Below are 13,051 nucleotides of genomic sequence, written 5' to 3' on the forward strand. Positions count from 1 at the left end.
CTACCTGTTAGCGCTTTCAAATATAGTGGCATAAAAAATCGACAGTGGCACTTCCTCTATGAATTAAGATGGATGACCACGACTGAAGGCGTTTATACCAAAGTGTTTGCCTTAGTTATTATCTTACTACTTCTTAAGCCTCAGTGCGTTTCGAATTCCCAATTTCTCTGTGCTAAATGTATAAGTTTTTCTTATGATGTCAGCATCAGTGATTTATGATACAAACATTTCTTTCTCGGTAGTATCATTTCTGCACACGAAAAGAAACGCCCATGCCTATCTTTCAGGCACCGGCGTCCTCGTTTACAACACTTTACTTAAAAACGATTGGGTCCGTTCATGTTGCGGAGAATCAAACAGTTCACTCGGAACATTCTCTTCGACGATATAGCCGCCGTCCATAAAGAGTACGCGATCTCCGACCTCACGGGCGAAGCCCATTTCATGTGTCACGACAATCATTGTCATCCCTTCGATTGCCAATTGTTTCATGACTTCAAGGACATCCCCGACCATCTCCGGATCAAGTGCCGATGTCGGTTCGTCGAACAACATGATTTTCGGATTCATCGCGAGTGCACGGGCAATCGCGACCCGTTGTTTCTGTCCGCCTGAAAGTTCTCCAGGATAGTTGTCCGCTTTTTCGCGGAGCCCTACCTTATCAAGTAATGCAAGCGCACGTTCCTTTGCTTGTCCCTTTTCCGTTTTACGGACTTTAATCGGTGCGAGCATAACATTATCTAAAACCGTCTTATGCGGAAAGAGATTAAAGTGCTGAAAGACCATCCCAACTTCTTCTCGGACTTTATTGATGTCGACTTTCGGGTCCGTAATATTGTGCTTATCGATGATGACTGTCCCACCTGTAATGTCTTCCAGACGATTCAGACAACGAAGAAACGTACTTTTCCCAGAACCAGATGGACCAATGACGCAAACTACTTCTTTCTCTTCTACTTCAACGGAGATATCCTTTAGGACTTCATTTTTTCCGAATGACTTTTTTAAGTTATCTACTTGAATGATACTCATCGTAGCGTAAACCTCCGTTCCAAGAATTTCGCTAACATCGACAGCAGATAGATGATGACGAAATACATTAAGCCGACGACGGACCAGACGATGAACGGTTCAAACGTCGTCGCTTGCTGGACTTGTCCTTGTTGCGTCAAATCGGCGATGCCGATAATCGAGAGCAACGAAGTATCCTTTAAACTAATGATCGATTGGTTCGTAATGGTCGGCAACATTCTCCGAAAAGCTTGCGGTAAAATGATTTGGACCATCGTTTGACGGCCCGTCATCCCGAGCGATCGTGCGGCTTCGGTTTGACCTTTGTCAATCGACTGGATGCCGGCCCGGATGATTTCTGCAAAATAGGCCCCTGCATTGATCGCGACCGTCAAAATCCCCGCGTACATCCGGTCCATCGATAACCATTCGAGTGAGTTCAAACCAAAATAAATGAAGAACAGTTGAACGATGAACGGTGTCCCACGGATCACATCGATATAAACGATTGCGATCCCATTTAAAAGTTTTAATGGAGACAAGCGCATCAAGGCAACGATGAGACCAATCAAGAATCCTGCGATGACGGCGATGATAAAGATATATAAGGTAACTTGTAACCCATCTAAGAAAAACGGAAATGCAGCTTTTGCTACTTCCATCAGCAGCTCAACTCCCTCATCATTCACTCAATCGGGTGATTATTTTAAATAACGATCAACGATTTCGTCGTACTCGCCACTGTCTTTTAAATTCGCTAAACCTGTATTGATTTTTTTCATCAAGTCTTCGTTTTCCCCTTTAAGGACGGCAATCCCGTAATTATCACCATTTAAACGATCTCCCACGAGTTTCAGACCAAGGTTTTGTTGTTTGTTGGCATACGAGATGACTGGATAGTCTTCAATCAAGGCTGCTGCATTCCCATTTTTGACTTCCTGGAACATCGCTGGACTATCATTGAATTGTGTAACTTTAATGCCTAGCTTATCCGCGTTATCCGTTGCATACTTTGCCCCCGTCGTCCCTTTTTTAACTGCCACGCGTTCCCCTTTTAAATCATCAACCGACTTGATGTCATCATTGTTGTCTTTGACGACAAGAATCAGTCCGGCTTCAAAGTACGGGTCAGAGAAGGTAACGACTTTTTCACGTTCCGGTGTGATACTCATCCCGGCAATCGCGATGTCGAGTTGATCCGCCTGCAGAGCAGGAATGATTCCGCTAAAGTCCATCGCTTCAAATTCAATCTTGAAGTTTTGGTCGTCTGCAATCGCTTGAATCAAATCGATATCGATTCCTTTGTACGTATCCCCGTCCTTGTACTCGAATGGTGGATAGGTGACGTCGATCCCGACTTTGTACGTTTTGTCCTCTGACGATGAATCATCATTTGAACCGATGCTACACGCACTTAATACGAACAGACATCCCATCAATAAAAATAAGATAGAAAAACGTTTATTCATACTTTTTACCCCCTTCTTTTGAAGGCACGGCCCTCTATTAGGATATTTTCCTTAATAATGGTCCCTTTGAAACATGTTTTGGTAAAAAAACTGAATTATCTGAAAGAAAACTAAAAAAGTCGCGATTTTCGATCTAATCGCTTTCTAGTGGAAAGCAAACAGGAGCGACCCTGCAGCTTCGCTGTAGCGGCGCGATGTTTGCCACAGGAAGACGCTTAGGAAGGAAAGAGAGAACAAAAAAAGATAGAAAATCACATGCAAGTGACCTTCCATCTAGTTTGTCTACAGTCTGTGACCTACTAACAGGTCTTCAACTTATGGAAATGCCGCCGAGAGGACTTGAACCTCCACAGTGTTGCCACCACTAGATTCTGAGTCTAGCGCGTCTACCGATTCCGCCACGACGACATGACTTATATGATTGTAGAATACGAAATGGACTGATTTTTGTCAATCCATTCCTTCCGCTTCATACACTTTCATTTGTCATGCTGACATTACGCGCCGAACGAACGCCTCGACGACTTCATCGTATCGATCGGGTGCCTCAAAATAAGCCATTGCATGTGCCGCATTCGGAATGACGACGAGTTCCTTCTTCGTTTGGCAAGCATCATACAGTTCATAGACCATCGATGTCGGAACGAACGTATCTGCATCCCCATGAATGAATAAGATCGGTACCGCCGCCTTTTTGACTTGTTTTAATGCGGAAGCTTCACTGAAGAAGTAACCAGCCTTTAATTTCGTCAATAAACTCGTCATCGCAAGGAACGGAAAGTGCGGCAAACGATACATCCGTTTCATCTGATAGGCGAGGACTGCGTTGACTGATGTATAAGCACAGTCGGAGATAATGCCTTTGACTTGAGCAGGTAATGTTTCTCCACTCGTCATCAAAACCGTCGCGCCCCCCATCGATACACCATGTAAAAAGATGGAAGAATCCGTACCAACACATCCGATTAAATAGTCGATCCAGCGCAGACAGTCTTGCCGGTCATGCCACCCGAAACCGATGTAATTTCCATCACTTTTTCCGTGACCACGATTGTCCGGCATCAACACATGAAAACCCGCTTGATGATACAGATAGGCGAATCCTGCTAAGTCTGTTCCGACACCACCGTAACCATGTACGAGAATGACGACTCGATCGGACGGAACGAGTGGCGGTAAGTAATGTGCGCGAAGCGTCAATCCATCATGTGCTTGCGTCGCGACGAGTTCTAACGGTTGTTCCTTAATCCATGTCTGACCCGGTTGCATCAATCGGACCATCTCGTCACTTAAATCACGGTTGTTCGTCAAGAAGGGTTTCGGATTCGTTGCGATTGCCATTTCGTAAAAGTAATAGCTTGCTGCAAGCATCCCTGAACCAATCACGCCTAAACCAATTTTTGTACCTGTTCGCATCCGGTCCTCACTCCTTGTTGTTATAGTTCGATTTCTAGTTGAGCTGACGACTCTGGATGATCATCTTGTAATATGTGCTGGCGCAACCGTTGTTCATGCTGCGCCTTCCGGTAAGCGAATTCGCGAATGAGCTCTTGCCCCGCAAATCCTTCTTCAACGATTTGCGCTAATAATTCGGTCTCCATCTCGACCATCTCGTCTGGATTGCGCATGACGAGGACTTGTCCGACTTGCGCAACCATTACTTCATCCGTCAGCCCGAGTGCATCATAAAAAGGTTCAGGTAACGTCATCCGGCGTGTTTCCGGATTGATGTAGATTCGCTTATATGCACCAAGCGATTGAAAATGTCGTGTCGCCATATGAAATCTCCTTAGTTGAATGTCATATCAAGCCGTGAATCTTTTCCTTGAAGCGTCACTGTTGCCGTCGCACCGTTGACGAGTGTCAATTGGGGCGGCTGATGACCGATGTCTAAATCATAAAAAATCGGCAGTCCTGTCTCTGTTGCAATCATTTGGTAGACATCCAGTAATGTATAGTCTTCGATTGCCTGCCCTGCGCTTGTTCGACCAAACAAAATACCAGTTGCGTTACCAAACCAACCGGCAAGATGCATCTGCATCAAGGAACGGTGAAGATCAGTCGCGCTGGCTTCACAGGCTTCGAAGTACCAAAGAATCGGTTCACCCTCGAGTTGTTGTTCTTGAAATGCACGGACATCGCCATAAGGCGTACCGATTAAATGACGGACGGTTTCGAGGCATCCTCCGAGAAGTCGACCCGTCACCTGAGTGATGGATGGATTCAGGGTTTTCCATTCCGTCGGTTGATCGAAATGGAACATAAAGCGCTCAGGGCGGACGTCGTGATTCCAGGCTGTTTGAAACCTTGTCGACATCCACTGGGTCACGGAACCATCACGCGGTGTTGCAAGCACGCGACGCCAAGCAGCTGTCGTCTCGTCCCATTCTTCACTTCTCAACTCAAGCACGTTCGGACCATGTGCTGTCGCAATCCCCGTTTTTACGGTAATTGCGAACAAGACCGTACTCGTATCTGAATATCCGAGTAACCATTTCACCGGCAGTTCATAAAAGTCTAGATGCGGTAATACATCCAAGGCGCGTTCGCCACCAAACGGCGGCAGGATCGCATCGATATCTGGGTTTTGGAACATCTGCATCAATTCAGATGCCCGAACCGCTGCTGTTGTACTCTGTGCTTTCTTTTGTGTCCAAACCGTATCACCAATCATCGTCTCCATCTGCCGGTCCTCTAAACGTAACTTGGATTCTTCGAGTAAAGGATGGAGCGCATCAGGTAAGCCGGAAGATAATGCTGTTATACCAATCGTTTGCCCTGTCCAGCCGAAAAATGGATACCTCATCTTCTTCCTCCTTCAGTTAAAGATTAACGATTAATTTTCCAAATCGATGATTTCTGTTTTTACAAATTCACTAATCTGCTCCACGCGTTGACGGAATCGTTCGATTGGGACGATTCGTGCCTCGCGGTGCATCTCTTTTCCGTCTAAAAACAAAAGTAAGACAGGGGCGGTGAAAATGGATAACGCTCCTGCAATTTCGGGAACGTCCGATACATCGACACGCGCCGATCGAATTTCCGGGTGTTCCAACATGATGGGTTCGATTTGTGGGAACAAGGATTCACAAACGGAACAATTCGGGCTTGAGACGTATAAAAAACTAGCGTTCGGACCCGAATACCAGGACTGCACGGAATCAATGGACGTCAATCGTGTAAACTCAACCATCAACAAGACCTCCTTTTAAAAAATGTTGCTTTTATTATACCGCTCTTCGCATAGAGAAACCAAATTTCGTGCTAGCGTTCCCCTCACATAGCAAATGAAAAAACACCTAAAACTGCCTCGGTGACATCTCTCACGCGAAGCAGTTTCAGATGTTTTAAAGGGGGTCATCTAGTGTCAGTCTGAAGTGTAGCGTACTCTTCATCCGTAAAGGCACGGGATCGGGTCAGAAAACGTTTCCCTTCGACCCCTTCAAGCGAAAACATGCCACCGCGCCCATCGACAACATCGATGAGGAGTTGCGTGTGTTTCCAATACGTATACTGATCTTCATGAATATAAAATGGACAGCCGCCAATTATCCCAATCAATAAATCGTGATCTGCAAGAAATAAATCCCCTTCCGCAAAGCACATCGGTGAACTGCCATCACAACACCCCCCGGATTGATGAAAGATGAGGGGTCCATGCTTTGCTCGTAACTTGTCAATCAACTCGAGCGTCGCCGCTGTAGCAAGGACACGTTCGACCATACGGACACTTCCTTTCTTCGCTTAGAAGAAACCGAGTTTGTTCGGGCTATAGCTGACGAGAAGGTTTTTCGTCCGCTGGTAATGATTGAGCATCATTTTATGATTTTCTCGACCAATCCCGGACATCTTGTAACCGCCGAATGCCGCATGGGCAGGGTACTGATGGTAACAATTCGTCCAGACACGTCCTGCTTCAATCGCCCGTCCGAAGCGATAGGCACGGTTCATGTCGCGCGTCCATACACCGGCACCGAGACCATATAACGTATCGTTCGCAATCTCAAGCGCTTCGTCATCCGTTTTGAACGTCGTGACGGACAGAACCGGTCCAAAAATTTCTTCTTGGAAAATCCGCATCTTGTTGTGCCCTTTAAAGATCGTCGGCTGGATGTAGAAACCGTCCGCAAGATTGCCGTCCATCTGATTGCGTTCTCCACCAATCAGGCATTCTGCGCCTTCTGATTTACCGATTTCTAGATAAGATAGAATTTTTTCCATTTGTTCATTCGATGCCTGTGCACCCATCATGACGTCGCCGTCAAGTGGATTGCCGAGTTTGATTGCTTTGACGCGTTCAAGTACCCGCTCCATGAACGGTTCATAAATCGACTCCTGAATCAACGCCCGCGATGGACAGGTACAGACTTCCCCTTGATTCAAGGCAAACATTAGTAACCCTTCGATTGCTTTATCGAAAAAGGCGTCATCGGCGTCCATAATATCTTCAAAGAAGATGTTCGGAGATTTTCCACCTAATTCAAGTGTAACGGGAATAATGTTTTGTGACGCATACTGCATGATTAAGCGACCTGTCGTCGTTTCACCCGTGAAGGCGATTTTCGCAATCCGTTTGCTCGACGCAAGTGGTTTCCCTGCCTCTAAACCAAACCCGTTGACGATATTCAAGACGCCTGCCGGGAGCAAGTCTTCAATCATTTCAGTCAAGAGTAAAATACTTGCCGGTGTCTGTTCTGCCGGTTTTAAGACGACACAGTTTCCGGCAGCTAATGCCGGTGCTAGTTTCCAGACGGCCATCAGAATCGGGAAGTTCCACGGAATGATTTGACCGACGACGCCGAGCGGCTCATGAAAATGATAGGCGACGGTATCGTTATCAAGTTCCCCGACAGATCCTTCTTGCGCCCGGATGACACCGGCGAAATAACGGAAATGATCAATCGCCAGTGGTAAATCTGCGTTTAACGTCTCGCGGACGGCTTTCCCGTTTTCTAGCGTCTCGGCGTAGGCTAAAAGTTCTAAATTTTCTTCCATCCGATTGGCGATTTTATTTAAGATGTTCGACCGTTCCGTGACCGATGTTTTTCCCCACTCCTCTTTGGCTGCGTGTGCGGCATCGAGTGCTAATTCGATATCTTCTTTTGTCGAACGCGCGACTTGGCATAATACCTTCCCGGTGATCGGTGTGATGTCATCAAAATATTCTCCATTGACGGGTGCCGTCCATTTCCCGTTGATGAAATTTTCATAACGATCTCTGTACTGTACTTTTGACCCTTGTGTGTTTGGAATCTCGTAAATCATGACTGTTTTCCTCCCTCAAATAAAATGGTCAACCCGAGAAGTTTTTGTATGCGCTTTCATTTTGGTCCCCCGTAAAAAAACCCCTCATGTACATACTAACAAATAAGTATGAAAAGTCAAAATTTTCCGTTAACTTTTTTGATTGAAAAATGCAAGACAGGAAACGATTATCGCCCCTGTCTTGCATCTCTTAATCAACCTCTTATGAACGCGTCGTGTCGATGCCATCTTCATTATCTGACGGCGAGTCTGAGTTTCCGAAGTCACTGACTTTACTAAAGCCATCCGTATCTCCATCAATATCTTTTCCCGTCGCTGTAACAGATGGATCGAGTACATCCTCTTCGACCGGTCGTTGTTGCTCATTCAAGCTATTTTTTTCAGCTTCTTCTTTCGCATCATCAATGCATAAGAGTGTTTCAGGAATGATATCGAGACGCTCTAGCTCGATTTCTTTTCCACATACCTTACAGATTCCGTACGTGCCTTCTTCGATTGCTTTTAGGGCAAGATCGACGTCAGATAACATGTCTGTTTCTAAATCCGTGATCGCTTGATCCCGTTCCCGTAAAAATAATTCGTCACCTGAATCTCCAGGATGATTATCATAACTTGAAAGTGCGCCTTCGTCGTAATCTGTTTCACGGTTCTCGATGTTCGATTCCGTTTTATCTTTTTCCTTAAGTAGACGTTCTTTGAATTCCTCGATTTGTTTCGCTGACAACATGTTCATCATCTCCAATTCTCTATTCTGCTCTAATTATGTTTTAGCCGAATCAGAGGTATCTTAAACGTTTAGTTGCCGTTTATCAAAATCAGGCGAGAATACTCCCACCTCTAAGCGTCTCAGGGCGAAGCCCAGCGCAGGTAGGAGATGAATCGCCTTCGAGCAAGACGTGTCTTGAGACACGTCAATTGCACGACATTCTTGGTTCAAAAACACTCAAAATCAGGAATAAAATCAATGTCATGTTCTTTAAAAACTGAAGATATAGGGTTGTGACAGGGAGTTCGTCTGTCACGTAAAATCTTCAACGTTCACCTTGCGAATGACCGAAGTAGCGAAAACCAAGCAAAGTAGGCATCCGTGCAAAAGAAACTGACAAGATTAACTCTCAACCGTCGGAACGACGGGGTTAGCCTGATAAAGTTTCGACCGATAGGTCGGATCACTCAGGAACCTTCCACCTCTTAGCGTAGCGTAGGTGGAGGTAGTTCAAGAACATTTGTACGAACGAATCGACCCACGATAATCACAGATGACGGTCATGCATTCCTGCCCATCATGAAAACAAATTTGATGGCTTCTGCCATTCTTAGAAGTCGTGATATCATCAATCCATAGTCGTGATTCGTCTGCTGAAGATAACATCGCTACTTTTTCCCGAATCGAAAATAAGTCAAATGGCAATAAATTCAATGATTGAATCACGAGACCATATTTCCGGAACAACGGATCGAGTTGGTACTGCGATAAACTATATAAACTTTTTTCCGAACCACCGATCAACAATTGGATTGAATGCGAAGGTTCATGGCTATCGATCCGTTCCTTTTGAAGAATGATTCTTCCACGAACGCCAGACTCGTCGAAGATGCTTTGTACACGGTCTTGGGTAAACCGTAAACTTGACTCTTTAACATGAAGAACGAGATGCGCGAATTCCGCAAAGTCTGGTTTTCCGATTTCAAGGGATGGGATGTGTCTGACTTCTTCACGTTCAATGATTTCAATCAAATCACGCTCGATTTGCGGATCAACCGTCTTTTCTGCATAAACACGGACATCGACGACATATTGATCAATCACGGTATTGACTTCAAGTGTATACATCAATCCTGTATTTTTATCTTGTTCAATCATCAATCGATTTAAAATCAATTGATGCACTAAGTCGACAGGTGTGTAGGAAAGAAACTGACTCGTATAAATCAAATTTTTGAAACTACCCGATTTCCCATTCTTTGGTCGAGAACCATTGATCATATAGACGTTCACTTTATAATTCAGCATGTTTCCACCTTCTTATAGAAAAAATCGAAACAGACAGGTTCCGTTTCTATAGCGTACAATCTATTTGACGGAAATAATATTCGTTTTCGAATATTCCAAATCTCGTATACAAATTCTTGTTCATTTATGTTAAGAATAGACATCGTTAAAAAGAAATCGGGCGTGCATCACTGAGGACGCACGCCCGATTTCTTTACCCTTCCCTAACTACTTAAGCAAGCGAATTGATTGAATCATTGATTTGATTATATTGGCTGATGATTAATTGACCGAGACGCTCATTCGGCTGAAGGCCAAGATACGTCACTAAAGTCTCTTCGATCCCCTTTGTTTCGATAAATGTTTTCAATTCAACAGATTCCGAATCATTCGGGTCAGAATACGTTAACGCCGCTGCGATTCCGAGTGCTAGTCCATTCGCTTCGATGCCACGCTCCATCAATTCACGCGCTGGTTTGACAAGGCGATCATTCGGACTGAGTTTACGGATTGGCGAACGGGCAACACGAACGATTTCGTCATGAATCCGCGGATTTTCGAACCGTTGAATATTCTTTTGGATATAAGCACTATGCTCTTTCGCGTCAAACCCGTATTTTTCTAGTAACAACCATCCTGTTTCGTAAAGAGCCGTCTGGACCCCGCGTCGGACACGATGATCTTGCAGGCTTTGGGCAATCGTTTCATTTTCGAATAATGCACCTAGATACGATGTGAGTGCATGACCTGTATTGACAGTGAACAGCTTTCGTTCGATGAATGGTGTAATTTCCTCGACATATGTTACGCCTTCTAAAACTGGATAATCTGCCGGCAATCGTTTCGTTTCAATCACCCATTCAAAAAATGGTTCGACTTCAACGTACAACGGATCTTCATGACGCTGAAGCGGTACGATACGATCGACCGCTGCATTTGGAAAATAACTTGCAGCTTCAGTTAACGTCGTATGACGTGCCACTTCTGTTTGTAAGTGTGTCGATCCACCAATCATGTTTTCACAAGCGACGACATAAATGGGTTGATTTTTTGTTCGTTTTTCCAACCCTTTAGCAATCAGGGGTGCAATTTTCGAAAGCAGTGCTGGTCCGACAGCCGTCGTAACAATTTCTGCGTCTGCAATTGCTGCGATGACATCGTTTGCTTCCGTCATACTATTGAGTCCCGTAACACCAGTTACGGTCTCATTTGCCATTCCTTCAGCTGCATAGCCGACTTCATATGTGCCTCGAGACTTTAATTCGTCTACTACGGTCGTGTTGACGTCAACAAAACAAACTTCGTAGTTTGACTTCACAAGTTGTAATCCGATGAAGCCACGTCCAATATTACCTGCTCCAAAATGAACGGCTTTCATTTTTACACCTCCATCGATAACAGTTCGATGATTTCTTGCTTCGTTTTCGCTTGAATCAACTGCTCGACATTGTCTTCATCTGAGCAAATCACTGCGATATTTGATAAAATCTCCAAATGCTCATCACCAACACCAGCAATCCCAATGATTAATTTTGCTGGTTCAGTACCAAACGTTACACCGCCCGGGACTTGAAGAATCGATAATCCTGATTTTTCGACTTCACTTTTTGCTTCTTCCGTACCGTGTGGAATCGCAACATGATTTCCAATATATACACTCGACATTTCGTTTCGAGCTAACATCGAGTCCACATAGGCCGGGCGGACAAAACCGTGATCGACGAGGAGTTTCCCCGCCGCACGAATTGCCGCTTCTTCTGAATCGAATTGCTGATCGAGTAAAATCATATCTTCTGTTAGTTTCATTGCTGTTGCCATTGTAAATCCCCCTCTAATTTTTAAGAAATTTTATTGCGTGCCTTTTCAATTTCTTGAACGAGCTGATCGTAATATGCAGCATTCAAGAAGTTTTCGACCGAGCGATGTTCTGCATCTGGAACTTGTTCGACTGCACGTTCCGTCAAATCTTGGTGCGTAATGACGAACTCTGCGTCTGCTGGCAGGTTACTGATTGACGTGTTCGTCACCTTAATCGGCAAGCCAGCCTTGTTGATCTTATTCCGGAGAACGGAAGCTCCCATCGCACTCGAACCCATTCCAGCATCACACGCAAAGATAATGTGTTCGACTTCAGCGAGTGATTTTTTAGAATCTGCTGCGACAAGTGATGACGTGATTGAACTCTTACCTTTCATTGCACCGACATTCGCCGTTGCTTCTTCAAGTGACGTTTCCTTCGCTTTGCTCGTTTTGAGTAAGACAGCAGAAATTACGAACGTTACCGTTGCAGAGATGAGAACACCCGCAATCAAGCCGACATATGATCCACGTGCTGCCATCGCAAGAACAGCGATGATACTACCTGGTGAAGCTGGAGCGACAAGACCGACATCAAATATAACAAATGTCAAAATCCCACTCATTCCACCCGCGATCATACCGAGAAGAAGAACTGGCTTCATTAGTACGTACGGGAAGTAAATTTCATGAATCCCACCGATGAACTGGATGAATGCAGCACCTGGCGCTGTTTTTTTCGCTGCACCTGAACCAAAGACTGAGTATGCGAGTAATAATCCAAGCCCTGGACCCGGATTCGCTTCAAGTAAGAACAAAACGGATTTTCCTGCTTCACTGACTTGATCGAGACCAAGTGGACTTAAAATTCCGTGGTTAATGGCGTTATTTAAAAATAAGATTTTTGCGGGTTCGATGAAGAGACTCGCAAGTGGTAATAATTGTGCGCTGACGATTGCACCAACTGCCGCCGCCATGACATCATCCAACCCAGTCATGATCGGACCGAAGATTTCAAATCCTCCAATCATCAACAAACCACCGATGATGCCGACAGAGAAGTTGTTAACGAGCATTTCTAAACCTGGTTTCACTTTTCCTTCGATGAAATGATCAAATTTCTTGATGACGAATCCACCGAGAGGCCCCATGATCATTGCTCCAAGGAACATCGGAATTTCCGTCCCGACGATGACACCCATCGTTGCGAGCGCCCCGACGACACCCCCTCGAACGTCATGCATTAATTTACCACCAGTAAAACCAATTAAGAGCGGTAAGAGATACGTGATTGTCGGACCTACCAACTCCGCTAAACTTGCGTTTGGTGCCCAACCGGTTGGAATGAATAGTGCTGTAATGATTCCCCAAGCAATGAATGCACCGATATTCGGCATGACCATCCCACTTAAAAAACTCCCAAATCGTTGTACTTGTACCCGTAATCCACGGATTCCTTTAGTTGCAGTTGCCATCTCTATAGCCTCCATTTCATTAAATTCAGTTAGTCGTTCTT

General features: G+C 45.0%; 14 protein-coding genes and 1 tRNA gene. All 15 read right to left on the reverse strand.

The features are described 5' to 3' along the window. Positions 1 to 303: 303 nt before the first annotated feature. The 15 genes from KNP99_RS03165 to KNP99_RS03235 all read right to left on the reverse strand — a co-directional run bounded on the left by KNP99_RS03165 (position 304) and on the right by KNP99_RS03235 (position 13,010). Positions 304 to 1,032, reverse strand: coding sequence for an amino acid ABC transporter ATP-binding protein (locus KNP99_RS03165; RefSeq protein WP_029330448.1), 729 nt, complete (start codon positions 1,030 to 1,032; stop codon positions 304 to 306). Then, the gene (locus tag KNP99_RS03170; protein ID WP_088837249.1) at positions 1,029 to 1,673 is read right to left on the reverse strand and encodes an amino acid ABC transporter permease; all 645 of its coding nucleotides are present in this window, start codon (positions 1,671 to 1,673) and stop codon (positions 1,029 to 1,031) included. The genes KNP99_RS03165 and KNP99_RS03170 overlap by 4 nt, the downstream gene beginning before the upstream one ends. A 39-nt stretch (positions 1,674 to 1,712) precedes the next feature. Further along, on the reverse strand, positions 1,713 to 2,480 hold the full coding sequence (locus KNP99_RS03175; RefSeq protein ID WP_088837250.1) for a transporter substrate-binding domain-containing protein: 768 nt from the start codon (positions 2,478 to 2,480) through the stop codon (positions 1,713 to 1,715). Positions 2,481 to 2,804: 324 nt separating this feature from the next. Beyond that, positions 2,805 to 2,888, reverse strand: a tRNA-Leu gene (locus KNP99_RS03180). 78 nt (positions 2,889 to 2,966) lie between these two features. Further along, positions 2,967 to 3,896, reverse strand: a complete 930-nt coding sequence (locus KNP99_RS03185; protein ID WP_214845101.1) for an alpha/beta hydrolase — start codon at positions 3,894 to 3,896, stop codon at positions 2,967 to 2,969. A gap of 20 nt (positions 3,897 to 3,916) precedes the next feature. Further along, positions 3,917 to 4,258, reverse strand: a complete 342-nt coding sequence (locus KNP99_RS03190; protein WP_214801792.1) for a hypothetical protein — start codon at positions 4,256 to 4,258, stop codon at positions 3,917 to 3,919. Between the two features lie 11 nt (positions 4,259 to 4,269). Continuing rightward, positions 4,270 to 5,286 (reverse strand): S66 family peptidase, encoded by a 1,017-nt coding sequence (locus KNP99_RS03195; protein WP_215193039.1) that lies wholly within the window; start codon positions 5,284 to 5,286, stop codon positions 4,270 to 4,272. Between the two features lie 30 nt (positions 5,287 to 5,316). After that, positions 5,317 to 5,673, reverse strand: coding sequence for a thioredoxin family protein (locus KNP99_RS03200; protein WP_214845104.1), 357 nt, complete (start codon positions 5,671 to 5,673; stop codon positions 5,317 to 5,319). Positions 5,674 to 5,837: 164 nt separating this feature from the next. Further along, entirely contained in the window at positions 5,838 to 6,203 is a 366-nt protein-coding gene (locus tag KNP99_RS03205; protein WP_214771162.1) for a DUF779 domain-containing protein, read from the reverse strand. A gap of 21 nt (positions 6,204 to 6,224) precedes the next feature. Continuing rightward, positions 6,225 to 7,745 (reverse strand): aldehyde dehydrogenase, encoded by a 1,521-nt coding sequence (gene adh, locus KNP99_RS03210; RefSeq protein WP_214845105.1) that lies wholly within the window; start codon positions 7,743 to 7,745, stop codon positions 6,225 to 6,227. A 202-nt stretch (positions 7,746 to 7,947) separates the two neighbouring features. Next, positions 7,948 to 8,472, reverse strand: coding sequence for a TraR/DksA C4-type zinc finger protein (locus KNP99_RS03215; RefSeq protein ID WP_029330472.1), 525 nt, complete (start codon positions 8,470 to 8,472; stop codon positions 7,948 to 7,950). A gap of 489 nt (positions 8,473 to 8,961) precedes the next feature. Beyond that, positions 8,962 to 9,759 (reverse strand): hypothetical protein, encoded by a 798-nt coding sequence (locus tag KNP99_RS03220; protein WP_088837258.1) that lies wholly within the window; start codon positions 9,757 to 9,759, stop codon positions 8,962 to 8,964. Between the two features lie 211 nt (positions 9,760 to 9,970). Then, entirely contained in the window at positions 9,971 to 11,116 is a 1,146-nt protein-coding gene (locus tag KNP99_RS03225; protein WP_214804475.1) for a mannitol-1-phosphate 5-dehydrogenase, read from the reverse strand. 2 nt (positions 11,117 to 11,118) lie between these two features. Continuing rightward, positions 11,119 to 11,556: a PTS mannitol transporter subunit IIA gene (locus KNP99_RS03230; RefSeq protein WP_088837260.1), complete on the reverse strand. Its 438-nt coding sequence runs from the start codon at positions 11,554 to 11,556 to the stop codon at positions 11,119 to 11,121. Positions 11,557 to 11,576: 20 nt separating this feature from the next. After that, complete coding sequence (locus KNP99_RS03235; protein WP_088837261.1) at positions 11,577 to 13,010, reverse strand: PTS mannitol transporter subunit IIBC; 1,434 nt, start codon at positions 13,008 to 13,010, stop codon at positions 11,577 to 11,579. Between the last annotated feature and the right edge of the window lie 41 nt (positions 13,011 to 13,051).

Source organism: Exiguobacterium sp. s95 (genome assembly GCF_018618655.1).
Lineage (GTDB): Bacteria > Bacillota > Bacilli > Exiguobacteriales > Exiguobacteriaceae > Exiguobacterium_A > Exiguobacterium_A oxidotolerans.

Coding starts and splice junctions, on each gene's coding strand:
- KNP99_RS03220 (WP_088837258.1), bottom strand. CDS start 9,759: ATGCTGAATTATAAAGTGAACGTCTATATGATCAATGGTTCTCGACCA.
- KNP99_RS03205 (WP_214771162.1), bottom strand. CDS start 6,203: ATGGTCGAACGTGTCCTTGCTACAGCGGCGACGCTCGAGTTGATTGAC.
- KNP99_RS03175 (WP_088837250.1), bottom strand. CDS start 2,480: ATGAATAAACGTTTTTCTATCTTATTTTTATTGATGGGATGTCTGTTC.
- KNP99_RS03200 (WP_214845104.1), bottom strand. CDS start 5,673: ATGGTTGAGTTTACACGATTGACGTCCATTGATTCCGTGCAGTCCTGG.
- KNP99_RS03235 (WP_088837261.1), bottom strand. CDS start 13,010: ATGGCAACTGCAACTAAAGGAATCCGTGGATTACGGGTACAAGTACAA.
- KNP99_RS03170 (WP_088837249.1), bottom strand. CDS start 1,673: ATGGAAGTAGCAAAAGCTGCATTTCCGTTTTTCTTAGATGGGTTACAA.
- KNP99_RS03230 (WP_088837260.1), bottom strand. CDS start 11,556: ATGGCAACAGCAATGAAACTAACAGAAGATATGATTTTACTCGATCAG.
- KNP99_RS03165 (WP_029330448.1), bottom strand. CDS start 1,032: ATGAGTATCATTCAAGTAGATAACTTAAAAAAGTCATTCGGAAAAAAT.
- KNP99_RS03195 (WP_215193039.1), bottom strand. CDS start 5,286: ATGAGGTATCCATTTTTCGGCTGGACAGGGCAAACGATTGGTATAACA.
- KNP99_RS03225 (WP_214804475.1), bottom strand. CDS start 11,116: ATGAAAGCCGTTCATTTTGGAGCAGGTAATATTGGACGTGGCTTCATC.
- adh (WP_214845105.1), bottom strand. CDS start 7,745: ATGATTTACGAGATTCCAAACACACAAGGGTCAAAAGTACAGTACAGA.
- KNP99_RS03185 (WP_214845101.1), bottom strand. CDS start 3,896: ATGCGAACAGGTACAAAAATTGGTTTAGGCGTGATTGGTTCAGGGATG.
- KNP99_RS03215 (WP_029330472.1), bottom strand. CDS start 8,472: ATGTTGTCAGCGAAACAAATCGAGGAATTCAAAGAACGTCTACTTAAG.
- KNP99_RS03190 (WP_214801792.1), bottom strand. CDS start 4,258: ATGGCGACACGACATTTTCAATCGCTTGGTGCATATAAGCGAATCTAC.